The sequence below is a fragment of the Aquirhabdus parva genome (assembly GCF_003351745.1).
Classification (GTDB): Bacteria; Pseudomonadota; Gammaproteobacteria; order Pseudomonadales; family Moraxellaceae; genus Aquirhabdus; species Aquirhabdus parva.
Genome location: NZ_CP031222.1, coordinates 543298 through 563599, shown reverse-complemented (window position 1 = coordinate 563599; position 20302 = coordinate 543298). Strand labels below are relative to the sequence as shown.

Below are 20302 nucleotides of genomic sequence, written 5' to 3'. Positions count from 1 at the left end.
ATATTGATAGTATAAGCACTTTGATGCGACTTATTGAGATTTTAATGGCAACTGCACCTACAAACACAAGCGGCTCAGCCGCAAATACCAGCCAGCGCCTGATCTGGATCGATTTAGAAATGACGGGGCTCGATACGGATAAAGATCAGATCATTGAAATTGCAACGATTGTAACCGATGAGCATTTAAACATCCTAGCTGAAGGTCCAGTGCTGACTGTACATCAATCCGATGTGATTTTAAATGCAATGGATGAGTGGAATACGCGCCAGCATGGACAATCGGGCCTCATTGAACGCGTACGCCGCAGTACCAAATCGGCACGTGACGTAGAACTTGAGACCTTAGAATTCCTAAAAAAATGGGTTGATCCGAAAAAGTCACCAATGTGTGGGAATTCAATCTGCCAAGACCGTCGATTTATGCATCGTCTCATGCCCGAGCTAGAACAGTTCTTCCACTACCGTAATCTTGACGTTTCATCGATTAAAGAGCTGGCACGTCGCTGGCGTCCAGAAATTATGGATGGCTTAAAGAAGGATTCTAGTCATCTTGCTCTAGATGACGTACGTGATTCGATTCGTGAGCTTCGCTACTATCGCGAGTATTTTTTTAGAGCGAATTAAGTAGTATCCGTAAATAAGAGGCTGATATAACGTCTAGCCTCCTATTTTATTTAACTATCTGCCTTATCGTTTGACGTATTTTTATCAGATTGATTTTCTTTCCCTTTCGATCGAATCACAAGCTTGCGCCCTTTCCGAAAGCGATAAATACCAAAAGTCACCAATCCAATAAACAGCCACAATGGCCATACCTTCATAAACTCAATCAAAAAATCTACAACACCATACCATCCAATCAACAATGAATCAGCGAGGCGTTTAAAGAAGTTTGGCCGACTCTCTGCTACAACTCGATTTAGATCGTTACTTTCAGTTTTACGCACTTTGTTGGGTTGATGAATATCGATCGTGATGGTGGCAAAGGCAACTTGATCTTCAAATTCTTTTTGTTTGATTAAGGCTTCATCTCTGGCTGCCTTGCTTTGCGTACTGGCATCGATCGCATCGGTCTTTTGTGCGATATTGCCTTTTTGCTGTGCAAGTGCGCTTAACTGCGCTTGTGCAAGCTGCTGACGAATCGCCTCAAGTTGCTGACGCAGCATCTCAAACTGAGCATCATGCGCTTCAAAACTACGATTCTCTAAAAATTCTATTTGGGTCACGATGGCACGGAGGAAATCCTGTGTTTTCTGGCTTGGGATACGCACAACCAGTTGACCTTCTATCGCATACTCCACAACATCAACGATCTTCCCTTCCGCACTACTATAGTGGGCACTCTCTTGAGGAGTTGATTTAATATCATTTTTGGTCACAAAACCGCCCTGCGCTGCTGCGGCGTCCTCAATCGCTAATGCCGACTGATAAACATCTTTGACCCCAAAATTCACTGTTGCAGTGCGGATAAATTTGCGCTCAACATCATTGTAGGTCGCAACAGTCGAGGTCAGTTGTTCGACCTTACTGACTTGCGGGGCATCAAAAGAAGCTGACTTGGCATCAGCCTGACTTCCCGCGACCATTTCTCCTGAGGCGGCCTGTGGTGCTGGTGCCATGGCTTCTTGCGCGGAGTCGGATTGCTCGGCTTTCTTTGAGCAAGAAATCAGGAGTATGGTACTGAGTGCAACTGCACTGACTTTAGAAGCATTTGACATAACACTCACTCATCCTTTACATGAAAAGCGCATAGAATTTATAGATATCAAAATGTAAAATCCGCCTGAGACGTCAAACGCTCAGGCGGAAAAAGCCACACCACAAGACCACAAGTTAAGTGCGTTGATTAACTCACGCGATCCCCTGCTTTCGCCCCACTATCCGGCGACAGCAAGAAGATCCCATCATCATTTCCCGCAGCCAGCACCATGCCATTCGACATACCGAAGCGCATCTTACGCGGTGCAAGATTGGCAACCACAATCGTTAGACGATTGATCAGCGCCTCAGGTGCATAAGCCCCACGTATACCGCTAAACACAGTCCGTGGTTCCGCCTCGCCTGCATCCAGAGTCAGTTGCAAGAGCTTGTCTGAACCTTCAACCGTTTCAGCATTCAAAATCTTGGCAACACGCATTTCGACTTTCAGGAAATCATCAATCCCGATCACGCCGCCTTCAGTGGTCGCTGCTGGTTTAGCTTTATCAGATGACGCAGCCTTAGCAGATTTTGCCGCTGCTTTAACGGCCGGTGCTACGGGTGCTGGTGCTAACGTATCTTTTGATGCATCAACCATCGCATCAACTTTGTCCTTCTCTACACGCTGCATCAGTGGTTGGAAGGTCGCGATCTCATGATCCAGCAACACATCAAAACGGCTATTCCAGTCCAGTGAGTTTAGATTCAAGAACGCCTGCACTTGCCCAGCCATCGTCGGTAGGATTGGTGACAGATAGACCATCAACTGACGGAAAAGATTCAGTCCTGTTGAACAAACCGCATGCACTTCGGACTCCATGCCTTCAACTTTCGCCAAAGCCCATGGTTTCTTCTCATCAATGTACTGATTGGCACGGTCAGCCAATGCCATGATATCGCGAATCGCACGGCTAAATTCACGCTGCTCATAGGCCTGACCAATAGCGGCACCGGCATCAATGAAGTCTTGCAGTAACTGTGGCTCACTGGAAATGGGTGCAAGTTTGCCATCGAACTTCTTGGTAATGAATCCCGCACAGCGACTTGCAATATTGACGACTTTACCAACCAAATCACTATTTACTTTCAGCGTAAAGTCTTCAAGATTTAAGTCGATATCTTCAACTGTATCGGACAATTTACTCGCAAAGTAGTACCGCAAATATTCAGGATTCAAATGTTCTAAGTAAGTTTCGGCTTTAATAAAAGTCCCGCGTGACTTACTCATTTTCTCTTTGTTTACGGTCAAGAAACCATTGGCAAAGATGCCCGTTGGCGTGCGATAGCCCGCACCTTCAAGCATGGCTGGCCAAAAGAGTGAGTGGAAATAAACGATGTCTTTACCAATAAAATGATAGAGCTCGGTTTTACTGTCTTTGCCAAAATACTCATCAAACTTGAGATCATGACGCTTACTGCACAAGTGCTCAAAGCTCGCCATGTAACCAATTGGCGCATCAACCCACACATAGAAGTATTTGTTTGGGGCGTCTGGAATTTCAAAACCGAAATACGGCGCATCACGTGAAATATCCCAGTCAGTTAAACCTGACTCAAACCACTCACCGAGTTTATTGCTGATGCTGGCTTGCAAGCGCCCTTCACCGCGCGTCCACTCTTGCAGAAATTCTGCAAAGTGGGGCAGTTGAAAGAAATAATGCTCTGATTCTTTCTCGATAGGTACAGCGCCGCTCAGCGTTGAAAACGGATTTTTTAGTTCGGTGGCGTTATAGGTGCTACCACACACTTCACAGGAATCGCCGTATTGATCTTTAGCGCCGCACTTTGGACACTCGCCTTTGATGAAACGATCGGCAAGGAATAAGCCTTTTTCAGGATCAAAAAGCTGGCGCACTGGACGGACGCTGATATGCCCAGCGTCACGATTGGCGATATAGATTTCACTCGCGCGCTTACGGTTTTCTTCACTGTGCGTGGAATGGTATTGATCAAAGCCGACATAAAAGCCCGCAAAGTCACGCTCGTGTTCGCGCTGCACTTGGGCAATTTGTTGTTCTGGCGTCACGCCATTGGCTTGTGCTTTGAGCATGATCGCCGTGCCGTGTGCGTCATCACCGCACACGTAGATGACCTGATGACCCTGTGCACGCATCGCCCGCACCCAAATATCAGTTTGGATATAACCGACCAAATGTCCTAAATGAATCGGACCATTGGCATAAGGCAATGCACTGGTGACCAAAATTTTACGACCAGAATGGTTGTTCGGAGTTGCATTGCTTTGATGAAAAGCATTCTTAGACACAGACTTTACTCATATTTATTCCTAATATGACTAATATAGCAAAACTACGCCGGAATCGCCTGTGCTATTGTGGCGCGTCGCTCATTAAAATTGATAAAATTAGCATCGAAATGAGTCACGCGTACCTGCGCGTCATGCTACATCTTGAATCATAGTCCGAGGAAGTTCCCATGTTTGACCGAATTAAAAACCTTTTTGCTCAAGCGGATGATAGCAAAGGTGCCGTCAATCATGATGCTGCCGCAGTGGAAATCAATGATGACCTGATCAATGAAATTTTAAATGTGCAAATTCTGTCAGGAACAACACACCGTATTGCCGAACTCGTCACTCAACGAGAACGTGTCGGAAGTACGTTGAATCTGAGCCTCAAGCTGCCTGCTGGATTCACGGGTGATGCACAGGCACTGCATGATGAACTGGCCAATGCGCTTGAGCCACGCGGCATCAACGAACTCAATCTGCATTTGGTTTCGCAGAAAGTTTCTGGCAGCGCCGCAGCACAGAAACCACAACCTGCGCCAGAGAATAAATTGCCCATCGTCACCGATGCCAGTGCACCAGTGCCAACTTCAACACCTACTCGCCCAGTGCCTCCGAAACAAACTGAACTCAAAGCCCACCCTCGCATTCGCCATATCATCGTCGTTGCATCCGGAAAAGGGGGTGTTGGTAAATCAACGACTGCGGTCAATCTTGCCCTCGCCTTACAAAAAACAGGTGCGAAAGTCGGCATGCTGGATGCGGATATTTATGGTCCGAGTATTCCAACCATGCTGGGCATCGCAGGCAGAACACCACTAATTGAGAACGATCAATTTGTGCCTATCGCAGCGCACGGACTTGCAGTCCTATCGATTGGTAATCTTACGGGTGATGACAACACCCCAATCGTATGGCGTGGTCCTAAGGCCACAGGCGCACTCATGCAACTCTTCGGTCAGACCAACTGGCCTGAGCTCGACTATCTGGTGATCGATATGCCGCCGGGTACTGGGGATATCCAATTGACACTGGCGCAGCGCATCCCTGTTTCAGGTGCGGTGATCGTCACGACACCGCAGCACATTGCGCTTTTAGATGCGCAGAAAGGTATTGAGCTGTTTAATAAAGTGAATATCCCTGTATTGGGCGTGATTGAGAATATGGCGCTCCACGTCTGTAGCCAATGTGGGCATATTGACGAGATCTTTGGTGCGGGTGGTGGTGAGAAATTGGGGGCGCAATATCATGTGCCTCTGCTTGGTCGCCTACCGCTGGCGAGTTCAATTCGGATTAATGCGGATACAGGTACGCCGAGTGTGGTCGCCGGTGATGCTGCTGCGCCACTCTATGAGCAGATTGCGCTCAATGTGATTCGTGAAGTTGAGAAGCTGGGGGAAGTGCATGAAAGGGATGGGAAGCGGATTTTCTGAGAGAAAAGCTGGTTTAATCCGTTTAGATTATTTTCTTATCATGGTAGATTATCATTATGACTAAGATTAACTGTGCATATTAAATGTCATTAATATCGTTAATCTCTTCGCTTATCCATTTATGACCATGACAACCTCTATGCGTCTCTCCCTACTCATCAAATCTTCGTTTATTTTCTCGCTTTTAATCACCAGTCTGCATGCCGAAACATGTGATGGACCTGATGCTGCCAAAACATCAGGAGAGACATTCAAAGCAAACTATCAAAGCCTAATGACTTCTAAGTCATGTGCTTGAAGAGGAAATAAAACAAGAAATTGAATCGAAAAAGAAAGCTCTGAACTGGAAACCCGAAAGAGTTTCTGAAATCATGATCACCATCATAAAATCTTCAACTTTTAATGAATTTGAGCAAAGAAAAAAATCGCTCATGCAGAAAATCATCGATGTGACCAAAGCATCAAAAAAAGATGAGTATCCCAAGAAAGCCTGTTTAACGACGCAAAAGTTTATAGACGTATTAGATAAGGTAAAATCCATCAATGCAGAACAGTATAAATTTATGCTGGATGAGGTCAAATCAGCGAAATAAATGGGTAGCTGATCAGGGATCGTGAGTTTCGCTCAGAGAGCGTATAAATATTTCTTTTTTTGGTTATTTTAAAATCAATTGACTTCTGTATAATTCATGTAAAATTTATCCAAATGGAGTGTATTCGGTGCCAGTGTATTATAAAAATATTGCTATTGGAGTGCTTTCTTTAGCTTTAGTTGGATGTGGCGGAGGTGGAAGCTCTGCACCTGTCGTAACTGTCTCGCCGACTCCAGTTCCAACACCGACTCCAGTTCCAACACCGACTCCAGTTCCAACACCGACTCCAGTTCCAACACCGACTCCAGTTCCAACACCGACTCCAGTTCCAGTACCCGCCCCAGCCCCTGCACCACCCGTCGCCCCTGTTGCGACAGGCACACCAATCCCTGTTTTATTAGGACAGTCAGAAACATTTAATGTCACAAATGCCGACAGCAAACTAAACTATTTTTGGGACTTTGGGGATGGGACAGCGAACATAGGATCATCAGTTATACACTATTACAACGTCACTGGTACTTACAACGTTGTTGTAACTGCAAAAGATAATTCAGGCCAATCAACTTCAACAACGATCACCATCAAAGTAGAGCCTGTAGTTTCCTTAATTGCTGGGTCATTGGGAGGTACTGGTTTTGCGAATGGAACAGGTGCAGAAGCAAGATTTAACTCCCCACAAGGTGTCGCTACTGATAAACACGGAAATGTGTATATTGCCGATACACGAAATCTTACCATTCGCAAGATCACTATGGATGGAAAAGTAAGCGTCATTGCCGGAGCCGTCAATGGATACGGCTCTCAAGACGGGCAAGGGCCTAGAGCTTTCTTTACTAGCCCTATATCACTCACAGTAGATCCGAATGATAATATTTATGTCACTGATTTCTATAGCCATACTATCCGTAAAATTAGCCCTGATGGACTAGTGACAACACTTGCAGGTAAAGCGAATACCTCTGGCTCTATCAACGGCATAGGAAGTAACTCGTTATTTAACCATCCCAGCGGTATCGCAGTAGATACAAGAGGGATGATATATGTCGCAGATACTGGAAACAACGTCATTCGTAAGATTACACCTTCAGGTGTAGTTTCGACCTTTGCAGGTAGTGCTGGTATTCAAGGATCAAAAGATGCCAATGGTACTAATGCTTCTTTCAGTAGCCCAACAGCACTCACTGTAGACAAAGACGGTGTTTTATATGTTATTGACGCTGGTAATCATACAATTCGTAAAATTTCATCGTCGGGTGATGTAACTACCTTTGCCGGAACTGCAACTAGTTATTCTGATTATGTGGATGGAACTGCTGCTTCCGCAAGATTTGAAAGCCCTGAAGGAATTGCGGTGAATCAAGATGGTGTTTTATACGTTACAGACATGAATGCTATTCGACAGATAACGCCTAATGCTATTGTTTCTACCTTGACAGGGAATTGGAATGATGGAGGCTCTGTCGATGGGAGTAGTCTTCAAGCAAAATTTTCAAATCCTTACGGCATTACAGTTGATGCAACTGGGACTATCTATGTCACAGATTTAGGCAGCAGCGTGATTCGAAAAGTCTCCCCCTCCGGCACTGTAACCACTATTGCAGGAACACCGCCAGGTTATGGTGCTGTCGATGGTATAGCAACAGATGCACGTTTTGGCTATCGTCCACAAGCAGTCACTGTAGATAGTAATGGTGCATACTATGTTGCGGACTCGGCGAACAATACTATTCGCAAAATTTCTTCAGGAGTCGTTACAACCTTTGCTGGTACTACAAATTTAAGCGGCAATTTGGATGGTACTGGCTCTGCTGCAAGATTCTATTATCCGAATGGAATTGTGACAGACGGCTCAGGAAACATGTATATCACCGCGGGTAATTCAGTACGAAAAATGACGCCTGAAGGAGTAGTTACCACACTGACAGGATTGAACGTTTTCGATGGTAGTCCAAAAGATGGTACAAGCAAAACCGCAACTTTTGCAGGACTTAAAGCGATCACTATCGACAAAAGCGGGATACTTTATGTAATAGATCAATGCAGCGTTCGAAAGATTAGCCCTGAAGGTCAAGTGACAACGATAGCTGGCGTTGCATGGCAGTGTCAGGACTCCATCGACGGTAATGGGACCGTGGCACGATTTAGTTACCCACTTGGTATCGCAGTAGATAACGATGGTATTTTATATATCTCAGACTCATATACCATTCGCAAGGTATCGCCTACAGGAAAAGTAACTACGTTTGCAAAAAACTTGGCATCTCCGCGCGGTATTGTCGTAGATGATAAAGGCATCGTATATGTTGCTGACACTGGTGACTCAGCAATTAAAAAGATCACCCCTTCGGGCGCTGTAAGCTATATCGTTGGATTTATGGGTATAAAAGCTTATAACTTCTCTTCTACTTCGATTCTGATCCATCCACCTTTTGGGTTAACCTTAGCTCCCGGAGGTCTAGTAGCGACAACAGATAATGCTGTACTCAAAATTGCCTTACCCTAAGAAGTATATCGTCAAATAAATCTAGAAAAAAAAATCCCGAACTCTTGAGTTCGGGATTTTTTTAAATAGTTCTCAGCCCATCAACCTTCCAATCAACAACGGCACCGCCGTCTCAGTCCTGAGTATCCTCTGCCCCAAACTCACCGACTGAGAGTCACTTTTTTCTAGAAATAATAAAAGTCTTCTTGTTATGCATTTTTATTGCACACTTTATGTATACTTCATGTAGAATTTTTCCAAATGGAGTGTAATGAGTGTATATAAAACATAAGGCTTTTGTAATAGGTGCATTATCTTTAATGCTTATAGGATGTGGGGGTGGAAGTGATTCGACACCAATAGTGTCTGTAACTCCAACTCCAACTCCAACTCCAACTCCAACTCCAACTCCAACTCCAACTCCAACTCCAACTCCAACTCCAACTCCAACTCCAACTCCAACTCCAACTCCAACTCCAACTCCAACTCCAACTCCAACTCCAACTCCAACTCCAACTCCAACTCCAACTCCAACTCCAACTCCAACTCCAACTCCAACTCCAACTCCAACTCCAACTCCTGCACCTCCCTTAGCACCTATAGCATCTGGCACGCCTGTGCCCGTTGTGCTCGGTCAGTCAGAGACTTTTACTGTCACTAATGCAGATAGTAATTTGACGTACTCATGGGACTTTGGAGATCAATCAATTGGCGCAGGCTCAACCATAGCTCATCTCTACGCTAAGGCCGGAACTTATAGCGCCGTTGTATCTGCGAAAGATACATATGGCCAAACAACGTCGACGACAATCGCGATAGAAGTCAAACCGTTTATTTCTTTAATCGCAGGATCACTCGGTGGTTCAGGTATTGTTGATGCTAATGGTGTTGATGCGCGATTTAGTGATCCTCAGGGCGTTGCCGTTGATAGTCATGGGAATGTCTTTGTTGCAGATACATTTAACAATACGATTCGTAAAATTACACCTTCCGGTGTGGTTTCAACATTTGCAGGATCCGTGATTGAATCCGGCTCAACCGATGCTTCTGGAACAAATGCCAGATTTTCAAGTCCTATTAGCCTTGCAATTGATAGTGACGACAATCTATTTGTTTCTGATTTTTATAATCAAACAATCCGTAAAATTACACCTTCCGGCGCAGTCTCAACATTTGCAGGCAACGCCCGTGTTTTGGGTTCAAAAGATGGTACTGGAACCAATGCATCTTTCTCTTACCCAGCAGCAATCACGACTGGAGTTGATGGTGCCTTATACGTCGCAGATACATTTAACAATGTCATTCGTAAGATCACGCCTATGGGTGTGGTTACAACCTTAGCCGGGGTAGCAGGTGTTCCTGGTTCAAACGATGGAACAGGCACTTCAGCAAGCTTCGATACCCCTCGAGGTATTACTGTTGACAAAAACGGTATTATTTATGTCTCAGATACAGGGAACAATACCATACGCAGGATTACACCTTCAGGTATTGTAACAACGCTCGCAGGAACAGCTCATGAATTTGGAAATAATGATGGTACAGGTCCTGCCGCAAAATTCTCGTCGCTCAGAGGCATAGTCATAGACAACCGTAGTGGTTTAATCTATGTGTCCGATCGCAACGCAATACGTCAAATCACTCCCGCCGGAGTCGTTTCGACTTTTGCAGGCCTAGTCAACAGTGCTGGCTCTACGGACGGTACAGGTAGTTCTGCACGATTCTTCGGCACGCGAGGTATTTCCATAGCAAATGATACGCTTTACGTCGCAGATGGGCTCAATCATACGATTCGGAAAGTGACCTTAACTGGAATCGTATCCACTTTAGCGGGTACAGCTCCTGGTTTTGGTGCCATAGATGGCCTTGGAATTAATGCGCGCTTTAACTCTCCAAGTGGGGTCACCACTGCACCTGACGGCTCCTATTATATTGCAGATACATACAACAGTACTATTCGTAAAATTACAACCTCTGGCATAGTATCAACATTTGCAGGACAGGCTAGTACATCCGGCAATAATGATGGTACAGGTAGTGGAGCAAGATTTTCCCTCCCATCTGGTGTAGTGACTGATAGTCTAGGCAATGTCTATGTCACGTCAGGTCCAGCCTTAAGGAAAATTAGTCCTACTGGAGTAGTCACTACCTTTGCAGGCTCAGAGATATCAGGTGAACATGTTGACGGTCTCGGGCAAGTAGCTGTATTCAGTAACCTTCAAGGGATCGCCATTGACAAAAACAACGTTTTATATGTCATAGATGATTGTACTATTCGCAAAATTAGCCCAGTAGGCCAAGTGACTACATTAGCTGGAAATAGCCTGCATTGCTCTTTAATCGACGGTCTTGGGTCTGCAGCAGGATTTGGTTCTTATGCAAGTGGGATAACGGTTGATCAAAATAATGACATCTATTTTTCTGATCCAGAGAATGGTGCCATTCGCAAAATATCTCAAAATGGCAATGTGACAACGATAGTTAAAAATCTTGTTTATCCACTAGGTATAGTTGTTGACAAAAACGGCGTGATCTATGTAGCAGACGATGCTGCTATTAAGAAAATCATGCCTGATGGCACCATTCAAAATATCGCTGGTTATAAGAGTACCTCAGCTTATGACTTCACGACATTGCCAGGTTTAATTCACAGTCCTGCAGGCCTAGCTTTCACATCAGGAGGCCTCATAGTTACAACGGACAATGCAATCCTTAAAATTGCCTTACCTTAAAAAAAACTAAAACCATAAAGAATCCCGAATTTTAAATTCGGGATTCTTTATGGTTCATTATTAATAACCATGTTCCTCACCCCATTAACCTTCCAATCAACAACGGCACCGCTGTCTCCGTCCGCAATATCCGCTGCCCTAAACTCACCGACTGACAACCGCTCTTCTCTAAAAGATCAATTTCAAAAGGGATAAAGCCCCCTTCTGCACCCACAACAAGCACACAAGATGAGGTCAACCCAATCGGCGCGACTTGCGTCGCATATGGATGCGCCACAATGGCGGTTTTTCCTTCCACCAATGCAGGCAACTCATCCTCCACAAAAGGCCGGAAACGTGGGCGTAACTCAATGATGGGCGCAATCGTATCACCCGCCTGCTCAAGCCCCAAGACGACCAATTGCTGCAACTCATCAAAAACCTGACTTTGCCAGTAGCTCTTCTCCACCGCACGGCTATTCAGCAAAACCAACCGCTCCACACCCATCGTCACCGCATCGGTAATCAATCGACGTAAGACAAGCGGACGCGGTAGTGCGAGAACCAAGGTCAATGGAATCTTTGCAGGGGGTTGGGTATCTAGAACCATGTCGCTGAGTACAACACGTTCAGACGTGATCTCCGCGATCTGAGCACTGCCTTTCCAGCCATCACGAACCCCAATCTTGATGGAATCACCGACTTTAAGCTTCAGCGTCTCATGAATATGCTTTAAACGGCGTAGATCGGTAAGTGTCGCTTGTTGATCACAGATATCAGCAGGTTCAAGTAAAAGTAAATTCATTGTTTTAAAAGACCATCAACGAGATTCAATTGTCGCTGTAATGCACCCCGATTCGCGCTCATCACGTGCGATGCGGCATGTGCGGCATCCAAACGAAGATTCTCATGCAGGAGCCACTCGCGCCAAACAGGCGCTAAATCTTCGGGACGCTCAACCTGTATCAAAGCACCCGCCTGTTTAAACTGATCAACGATCTGCGCAAAATTAAAGGTATGTGGCCCCATAACAACGGGCACGCCCAGACTTGCGGCTTCCAATGGATTATGTCCACCCGTCTCTGAGAATGAACCACCTACAAATGCAATCTGTGCAAGGCTATACCAAGTCCACATCTCACCCATACTGTCAGCGAGAAAGACTGGAGTCTGAGCATCAACCGATTCCCCTCGTGAACGTCTGGCATATTGAAAGCCCTGCTCTGCGATTAGATCCGCCGCGCGATCAAAACGCTCAGGATGACGCGGCGCAATGATCAATAGTGCATTGGGAAACTCAGCATGCAGAGTCTTGAATTGCTCTAAAACCAACTTCTCTTCTGGCTCATGCGTACTTGCGGCAAATATGACTGGACGTCCTTCCAGATGCCATGCGGTCTTAATTTCTTGTGCAAGACCTAACGCTGACTCTGGCGCTGATAAATCAAACTTAAGACTTCCAGTGACAAAAACATGGGTAGGCACTGCCCCCAAATTCACAAATCGCTCAGCAGTATCCTGATCTTGTGCGGCAATCAAAGTTAAGCGTTTGAGCATCGGCGTGACAAGGCTCGGAAAACGCCCATAACCCTTGGCTGAGCGCTCCGATAAGCGGGCATTGATGAGAATAGAAGGGATATGTCGTTGTTCTAAAACCGCTAAAAGATTCGGCCAGATTTCTGTCTCAATCATCAGTAAGGCACGGGGCTGATGAATCTCGACAAAATCACGCATCAATTGTGCAGTATCAACGGGTAAAAAATCCTGTTCGAGTCGCTGTTCTGCTATGAAATTAGCAAATAATGTTCGTACTCGTGCGGCACCCGTACGTGTGGTATTGGTGACCAATACAGGTAAATCTAAACCCAATAAATGCTCAATGATCGGCTGCGCAGCATTGGTCTCGCCGACAGAGACGGCATGAATCCAGACTGGATTTTTAAGTGTGGCAGGTTGCAGAGGACCGAAGCGTTGATGAATTTCGGATTGATAATCCGCTTCATGGCGAGAACGCAAAAAAACACGCAAGCGATAGAGAGGCGTGATGATGGCAAGTAATAGGGTATACCAAAACGGCATTAGGCTTGCTCCATGCGGGAGTCGCAACATTTAAAGCAAACATCCTCCCAATGACCACATCAGGAGGATTTTTTATTCTTAGCTCAACTAAAAGCTATAGAACCAATGCTAAAGATCATAGCCCCATCTTCAAACTGGCTTCGATAAATTTATCCAAGTCGCCATCCAGTACTGCGCCAGTATTCGATGTTTCAACACTGGTGCGCAGATCTTTGATGCGAGAGTCATCCAGTACGTAAGAGCGAATCTGACTGCCCCAACCGATATCAGACTTGGTCGCTTCCAGCGCTTGCTGGGCTTCGCTGCGCTTTTGCAGCTCAAGCTCATACAATTTTGCACGCAGCATTTTCCAAGCACGATCACGGTTGGCATGCTGACTGCGCTCATTCTGACACGCCACGACCGTATTGGTCGGTACGTGAGTCAAACGCACGGCTGAGTCAGTTTTGTTAATATGCTGACCGCCTGCACCAGATGCACGATAGGTATCAGTACGGACATCCGCAGGGTTGATATCAATCTCAATATTATCATCGACTTCCGGTGAGACAAACACCGAAGAGAATGAGGTATGACGACGGTTACCCGAGTCAAAAGGTGACTTACGCACTAAGCGATGTACACCCGTTTCGGTACGTAGCCAGCCAAAGGCATATTCGCCTTCAACACGGATCGTCGCACTCTTGATCCCTGCAACTTCACCGTCAGACTCTTCCATAATCTCAGCTTTAAAGCCATGACGCTCAATCCAGCGCAGATACATGCGCAGCAGCATCGATGCCCAGTCTTGCGCCTCTGTACCGCCTGAACCCGCTTGAATATCTACGAAACAGTTACAGCCATCCGCCTCACCGCCAAACATACGACGGAATTCTAGTTTACCAACTTGCTCTTCAGCAGCATCAAGCTCACTGGTCACATCCGCTAGCAGTTCTTCTTCATCAGCTTCTACCGCCAAATCCAACATGGCTTGCGCATCATCGACTTGCGTCGTGAGATTACGAAGAACGTTGACGACGCCTTCCAGCTCGCCTTTTTCCTTAGCCATGGTTTGTGCACGCGGTGCATCATTCCAGATGGCAGGATCTTCCAGTTCACGCAGAACTTCTTCTAAACGTTCGACTTTTAAATCATAGTCAAAGATACCCCCTAAGCGTGGTGCCACGCTCACGGAGGTCTTTAATACGAAGGATATACGGGTTAATTTCCACGAAATTTCTACTCTTTCAATATGAATCTTTCAATAAGGTGGGGATTTTAATACAAAGTTGAGGCTGGGTGAGTTTTTTTTGATAACCAAGCCATTATTCGATTCGTGATCCCTAGCCTAAGCCATCGCCTCCGCCAACTTCACTTCAAGCAATGCCGCCACTAAATCACTCTGTGTAATGATGCCTTGGATATGCTTCGCCTCATCAACAATCAACACATAATGCAGCCCTTGATCGGAAAAGAACTGCACCAAATCACCAATCGGCTGCGAGCCCTCTACAGTCGGCGCGCTATGCGACATGATATCAATCACGGCATTCGCCCATTGGTCTTCAAGCGGATTAATGATGTGGGTGGAGTCTCGACGCGGCACAAGAAAATCCTGTATCGACAACATTCCAACCAGCCTATCCTGATCATCAATAACCGGAAGCGCCATCATGCTGCGCTCACGTAAAGTCGTCAGCGCCTCGGTTAGCAATGTGGTGGTATACACCGTGATGACATCTTTAGACATGATATCTGCACAGCGCACATCGCCAAACTGGCGCTGAAATGAACTCACTTTGGCCTTATTGATTAACTCGGACAAATCACTTTTATTAATATCGAGAAGCTCACCATAACTGCTCAAAGCACGATCCAAATCCTGACTGGTGAACCCTAACCGTTCGCTGGGTGGAGGATCTTGAGTCTTGGCAGGTTGTATCGCACGATGCGGATAGCGATGGCGCAATGCATTATTAAAGATAAGCGCTAATAACAATAAGAATAGAGAGTTAATCAATACGGGCCAAACCACAAAGTGATAACCCAACGCATGTATCGCAGGCCCCCCCATAACCGCCGTCATTGCCACTGCGCCACTGGGCGGATGCAGACAACGCAAAACAAACATCACACCGATGGCAGCAGCTACAGCAATTGCAGCAGTAAATCCTAAACTCAGTCCTAGCCCATCACTCATGGTCTGCACACAGAGGACACCGACTAGGCTTGCAACGAGATTACCGCCAATGATTGACCAAGGTTGAGCCAAGGGACTGGCCGGAACGGCAAATAACAAGACAGCAGAGGCACCCATCGGGGCAACAAACCAGACATTCACCTCACCCAAGATGTAGCGACTGAGCCACTCCGCAAACATGAGACCAATCAATGCCCCCAAACAGCTATATACAATTTCGCGTTTAGACACCGTCAAAGGCGGTGGGACAAAAGATCGCAACCAATTTGAAAATTCAGTCAAAATCCACCTTACCTTGTGAAATTTTTATGTGATCTTATTGGATTAATATAGGTATTAAGCCTTCGGTTCAAGCCAAGACACTTTCAGCTGTAAACGTCGTTCACCGCGAAACTCATTGATATCGAGCTGATATGCCATTTGCACCCGCGCAGACTCGTTCGGCCAGGCATTGGTATCGATATTAAAAGCAATCGCATCTAACCATCCCCCGCCTTGCGGGTGGCGAAGGGTGAGTTTGAGATGTTTTTCTTTTAAAATGCGTTGCTCCAGAATCTCAAATTCGCCTTCAAACACTGGTGCGGGGAAAGCTTGCCCCCATGGGTCACCTTCCATCAACTGCTGGGCAAGCTGCGTCGAGAAATCCTCAGCACAAAGCTCACCATCCGTCAGTAGCACCGGTTCAAACAAGCTCGGATCATGCTCGGCAATGACGGTATTAAAGGCTTGGCTAAAAGCGGCAAAGTTCTCAGCGGGCAAGGTCAACCCCGCAGCCATAGCATGACCACCAAAGTGGCTAATCAATTCCGGATGTGACTCCGCAACACGTTCAATAGCATCACGGATATGCACACCGACGATTGAACGCGCAGAACCTTTGATCATCTGTTCGGTATCATCACTGGGTGCAAACACAATACTCGGACGATTAAACTGCTCTTTTAGACGACCCGCGACGATCCCGATCACGCCTTGATGCCAACTTGGCTCGTACAACACAATGGCTGGCGGGGCAGCTTGCTGCGCTGACTCATCAAACAAAGGACGCTCAGCCAGCAATGCCAAAGCATCGGACTTCATTCCAGCCTCGACGGTACGTCGGTTCTGATTAAGCTTTTCTAATTGCTCAGCAAGCTCCCTTGCAACCGCAGGGTCTTCGGCAAGTAAGCATTCAATCCCGATACGCATGCTATCCATGCGACCTGCGGCATTAATACGAGGTCCAAGGACAAAACCTAAGTCTTGTGCAGTCAGACTACGCCGCTCACGTTTGGCAATCTCCAGTAAAGCCAGTAAACCTAAGCGACATTGTCCACTCTTAATCCGCGCGAGACCCTGCGATACCAAGATACGATTATTGGCATCTAACGGCGCGACATCTGCAACCGTCCCAAGCGCAACGAGATCCAGCCAATCCGTCAACTTTGCGGTGGGTTTGCCTTGAGATTTTCGTAAGGTGGCTAATGCCGCCAAAACATAAAAAGCGACGCCAACGCCTGCAAGGGCTTTACTTGCAAAATGACAGCCTTGTTGATTTGGATTCACAACCGCTTGCGCTGGTGGTGCAGCTTTACTAGTCAGATGGTGATCAGTAATGATGACCGCAACATTGGCAGCTTGTGCTGCGTCTACGCCTTCATGACTCGATATTCCATTATCCACAGTGATAATCAGATCAGGCGTGTACTCAGCCAGAGCCAGCGCAACGATTTCAGGAGTGAGTCCATAACCATATTTAAAGCGATCAGGCACGAGAAAATCGACAACAGCACCCATTTTGCCCAATGCCAGCATCATCAGAGCCGTACTCGTCGCTCCATCAGCGTCAAAGTCACCAATAATCAAAATGCGCTGCTTGGCATCAATCGCAGCATTGATTTGTGTGATTGCAGAATCCAATCCGAGCAAGTCCTGCGCGGGCAGAAGTCGCGAGAGTTTCAGCTCAAGTTCATCGATATGCTGGACACCACGTGAGGCGTAAAGACGTGCCAAAACCTGCGGCAAGTTGATAAAGCTGCTCGGGATGGGCGGTAAAGGACGTTTTTTTAAAATAAGAGATAGAGTCATGCGGCAAATTATGACAACTTTCACCGCATGACGCACCAACCGAATGCGTTATTTACGAATACAGATTAGATTCGATATAACGTTGCTATTCATTCTTTATGATGCTTTCTGTGGTGTACAGCTTTAGGCTGGGTAGCATGTGTCTTTACATGGTGCTTTGGCTTTACCGTTGCAGCTTTTGCGACGGGTTTATGTGCCACGGCGCGGTGCTTTGCACTTACATGATGTTTCGGTGCAACTTCTTTGACGACTTTTACAGCAGGTTTGTGATGTTTTCCGGTTTTTACTACAGGTGCGGCTTTCTCGACAACAGCATGTTTACCGCTGTGTTTTTTATGATGGCTGGACTTCGCAGGTTGTGCAGATTGCTCAGCTTTTGCTTCTGGATGATTCAACAAATAGCGCTCACGTACGGTGAGTGCATGGCTTTGCGCTGCCACGGACACCATGATGATCGCCAAAAATCCCTGTCGAACCCACTTCAATTGCTCAAACTGCTTCATATGTCCCCCAAATCGTCAAAAAAGTCATCATATCCATGCGCCCCAAACAGGCATTCTTGATTATGACAAAGTCTGACCACAAGACAAACCCATACCAACAAAACTTAGCAACTATCTGCTGCGGATATGTCTGCTCGTTTCATAGGAATGTGACGAATTGGACTATTTTCAGGTTCTGGGTGACTATGAACGAAACCCAACTGCGCATAGATTGCTTCGGCATTAGGCGATGAATTCACAGTAAGTATGGGCTGAGCGAGATCAGCGGTATTAAATAAAGCCCGAGCAATCCCTTGACCTTGAAACTCAGGCAACACAAAAAATAAGAGCAGATGATTTTGTTTAACTTGAATAAAACCGACTAATCGGGACTCATCTTCGACTTTCTTCTCTGCAACGAGGGACAAACACCCCTCTTCAAAGCGCTTTTGAATGGCATCAGCACTGGAGAAGGCACGGAAGATACGTTGTCCATCCTCGTCTTGATCTTGTGCGGAGCGATGGTCAAAGGAGATACGAACAATTTCGGCAGCTTGCTGGAATTCGGATGGGGTGATGGAGCGGATGTTCATAATGGAGAAGATTTTCTTAACTCACGCAATGTAGTATCGTTGATTAAACCAGATAGCTTGTCGATTACAAGCTCATATTGAAAAGTGGGTTTAAATGACCTCCTCATCCAGCCGCCTCGAATACGAAAAACGCATACATCGCGTGCTGGAGCACATCGACCAGAAGCTCGATCAACCACTTGATCTTCAGCAACTCGCTGACATAGCTTACTTCTCTCCTTACCATTTCCATCGTCTCTTTGCCGCATGGATGGGTGAGACTTTAGGCGACTATCTGCGTCGGCGACGCGTTGAAGTGGCTGCCATGCGACTTGCTGCACAACCCCAGATTACTATTCTAAACCTTGCCTTATCTGTCGGTTTTGGTTCTGCCGAAGCCTTTACACGCGCATTTAAAAGTCACATCGGCTGTGCGCCGACCACATGGCGTATACAGCAACACACGACTCTCAACAAATATAGCAATCCTGATCAGATGGATCGCAAGATCAGTCAGACGTTAGCGACGCGATTAACCGATGATGAAGTCTCTAAACACTCAGAGAAGAAACGCATCATGAACGTTAAACTAATCGATCGTAAACCCGTCACCATCGCTTATCTTCGTCATCTCGGCGCTTATGGCGAACCCATATCTCATTTCTGGCAAAATGTGTATGTGCCTTGGGCAATTACCAATGACCTCATGAATCATGCTCGCTATGGAATCAGTCATGATGATCCTAGCATTACTGCCCCTGAGCAATGTCGATATGATGCTTGTGCAGAAGTTGATGTTGATTATATCGTTACAGGAAGTGCCTTTAAAACGGTGCTGGCAGGCGGGAAATATGCTGCTCTACGATACAAAGGGAATGGCGCGAAAATTGAGGCTGCATGGGCATCATTGCTCAGGGACTGGTTGCCTTCCAGCGGGTTACAACTAGATGCTCGCCCCTGCTTTGAATACTATCCTCTTGATGCATCTTATGACCCGACAACAGGGATTTTTGAATGCGATTTATGCATTCCCGTTTGCCCACTATAAAGCTGGATTGGATGAAGGAACTCATAGCCTGAATACGCCAATGTATTTGGGTTATCGGTCTTATGATTTGGTGAAAACTTTGCCTGATATCGCTTCTAAAATTTACAAAAACAACTCAGACGTTTCAGTTTTTTTCACAAATAATCGAGCCACATCATTATCAATGGAATGTCCAAATGACAACCTCAAGTGCCCCTTCTGATCGCGAACTGGTTCTAACTCGAATCCTCAATGCCCCCCGTGAAAATGTCTATCGTGCATGGGTTGAGCCCGAGCTTTTAAAACAATGGTTTTGTCCTGCTCCATGGGTCGTATCACATGTGGAAAATGATGTTCGGGTGGGCGGTGCCAGCTTGGTCATCATGCGTAGTCCTGAAGGAGATGAATTTCCTAATCATGGCGTGTATCTGGAAGTTGTGAAAAATGAGCGCTTAGTCTTTACCGATGCCTACACCAAGGCATGGGAGCCTTCGGAAAAACCTTTTATGACGGCAATCGTTACCTTTGAAGACGCAGGAAATAATCAAACCAAGTACACCGCCCGCGCCGTTCACTGGACAGTGGCGGATCGCGAAGCCCATGAACAAATGGGATTTCATGAAGGCTGGGGAAAATGTGCTGATCAATTAGAGGCTTTGGCTGCCAAGTTGTAATTTTTTAAAACGAATTTTTATTTTTATACTGAAGTAGGCAGAAGAATCGGCC

General features: G+C 46.2%; 17 protein-coding genes. 7 read left to right on the top strand and 10 right to left on the bottom strand.

Annotation, left to right across the window (positions count from 1 at the left end; translation table 11 throughout):
• Positions 1–44: 44 nt before the first annotated feature.
• Positions 45–626 (top strand): oligoribonuclease, encoded by a 582-nt coding sequence (gene orn, locus HYN46_RS02530; protein ID WP_114897961.1) that lies wholly within the window; start codon positions 45–47, stop codon positions 624–626.
• A gap of 50 nt (positions 627–676) precedes the next feature.
• Here orn and HYN46_RS02525 read toward each other — a convergent pair whose 3' ends face one another.
• Together HYN46_RS02525 and metG are read right to left on the bottom strand one after the other, a co-directional pair.
• Complete coding sequence (locus HYN46_RS02525) at positions 677–1720, bottom strand: DUF4349 domain-containing protein (RefSeq protein WP_114897960.1); 1044 nt, start codon at positions 1718–1720, stop codon at positions 677–679.
• Positions 1721–1848: 128 nt separating this feature from the next.
• Positions 1849–3966 (bottom strand): methionine--tRNA ligase, encoded by a 2118-nt coding sequence (gene metG / locus HYN46_RS02520; protein ID WP_114897959.1) that lies wholly within the window; start codon positions 3964–3966, stop codon positions 1849–1851.
• Between the two features lie 170 nt (positions 3967–4136).
• Here metG and apbC point away from each other — a divergent pair, with 170 nt between their 5' ends.
• From apbC to HYN46_RS02505, 3 genes are all read left to right on the top strand, one after another.
• Positions 4137–5381: an iron-sulfur cluster carrier protein ApbC gene (gene apbC / locus HYN46_RS02515; RefSeq protein ID WP_114897958.1), complete on the top strand. Its 1245-nt coding sequence runs from the start codon at positions 4137–4139 to the stop codon at positions 5379–5381.
• Positions 5382–5671: 290 nt separating this feature from the next.
• The gene (locus HYN46_RS02510) at positions 5672–5974 is read left to right on the top strand and encodes a hypothetical protein (protein WP_114897957.1); all 303 of its coding nucleotides are present in this window, start codon (positions 5672–5674) and stop codon (positions 5972–5974) included.
• Positions 5975–6134: 160 nt separating this feature from the next.
• Complete coding sequence (locus HYN46_RS02505) at positions 6135–8480, top strand: NHL domain-containing protein (protein ID WP_162818069.1); 2346 nt, start codon at positions 6135–6137, stop codon at positions 8478–8480.
• Positions 8481–8552: 72 nt separating this feature from the next.
• Here the strand turns inward: HYN46_RS02505 and HYN46_RS17570 are convergent, their stop codons facing one another.
• The gene (locus HYN46_RS17570) at positions 8553–8672 is read right to left on the bottom strand and encodes a 16S rRNA (uracil(1498)-N(3))-methyltransferase (RefSeq protein WP_114900539.1); all 120 of its coding nucleotides are present in this window, start codon (positions 8670–8672) and stop codon (positions 8553–8555) included.
• Positions 8673–8779: 107 nt separating this feature from the next.
• Here HYN46_RS17570 and HYN46_RS02495 point away from each other — a divergent pair, with 107 nt between their 5' ends.
• Complete coding sequence (locus tag HYN46_RS02495) at positions 8780–11191, top strand: NHL domain-containing protein (protein WP_162818068.1); 2412 nt, start codon at positions 8780–8782, stop codon at positions 11189–11191.
• A 76-nt stretch (positions 11192–11267) separates the two neighbouring features.
• On the opposite strand, the gene HYN46_RS02490 is transcribed toward HYN46_RS02495, so the two are convergent.
• The 7 genes from HYN46_RS02490 to HYN46_RS02460 all read right to left on the bottom strand — a co-directional run bounded on the left by HYN46_RS02490 (position 11268) and on the right by HYN46_RS02460 (position 18570).
• A complete protein-coding gene (locus tag HYN46_RS02490; protein WP_114897954.1) occupies positions 11268–11975 on the bottom strand; it encodes a 16S rRNA (uracil(1498)-N(3))-methyltransferase in 708 nt (235 codons plus the stop codon).
• Positions 11972–13249, bottom strand: coding sequence for a lipid IV(A) 3-deoxy-D-manno-octulosonic acid transferase (gene waaA / locus HYN46_RS02485; protein WP_162818067.1), 1278 nt, complete (start codon positions 13247–13249; stop codon positions 11972–11974). The genes HYN46_RS02490 and waaA overlap by 4 nt, the downstream gene beginning before the upstream one ends.
• A gap of 115 nt (positions 13250–13364) precedes the next feature.
• Positions 13365–14460, bottom strand: a protein-coding gene (prfB, locus tag HYN46_RS02480; RefSeq protein WP_114897952.1) for a peptide chain release factor 2 whose coding sequence is annotated in 2 segments (ribosomal slippage) — positions 13365–14387 and positions 14389–14460 — 1095 coding nt in all. Because the reading frame shifts where the segments join, the coding sequence is not laid out codon by codon here.
• Positions 14461–14576: 116 nt separating this feature from the next.
• Complete coding sequence (locus HYN46_RS02475; protein ID WP_210009311.1) at positions 14577–15710, bottom strand: HPP family protein; 1134 nt, start codon at positions 15708–15710, stop codon at positions 14577–14579.
• 54 nt (positions 15711–15764) lie between these two features.
• Entirely contained in the window at positions 15765–17495 is a 1731-nt protein-coding gene (gene recJ / locus HYN46_RS02470) for a single-stranded-DNA-specific exonuclease RecJ (RefSeq protein WP_114897950.1), read from the bottom strand.
• A gap of 89 nt (positions 17496–17584) precedes the next feature.
• Positions 17585–17998 (bottom strand): hypothetical protein, encoded by a 414-nt coding sequence (locus tag HYN46_RS02465; RefSeq protein ID WP_114897949.1) that lies wholly within the window; start codon positions 17996–17998, stop codon positions 17585–17587.
• Positions 17999–18102: 104 nt separating this feature from the next.
• Positions 18103–18570, bottom strand: coding sequence for a GNAT family N-acetyltransferase (locus tag HYN46_RS02460; RefSeq protein WP_114897948.1), 468 nt, complete (start codon positions 18568–18570; stop codon positions 18103–18105).
• Positions 18571–18664: 94 nt separating this feature from the next.
• Here HYN46_RS02460 and HYN46_RS02455 point away from each other — a divergent pair, with 94 nt between their 5' ends.
• Positions 18665–19597 carry an AraC family transcriptional regulator gene (locus HYN46_RS02455; protein WP_114897947.1) on the top strand — a complete coding sequence of 311 codons (933 nt, stop codon included), beginning with the start codon at positions 18665–18667 and terminating at the stop codon, positions 19595–19597.
• A 176-nt stretch (positions 19598–19773) separates the two neighbouring features.
• The gene (locus HYN46_RS02450; protein ID WP_114897946.1) at positions 19774–20250 is read left to right on the top strand and encodes an SRPBCC family protein; all 477 of its coding nucleotides are present in this window, start codon (positions 19774–19776) and stop codon (positions 20248–20250) included.
• Positions 20251–20302 lie beyond the last annotated feature (52 nt).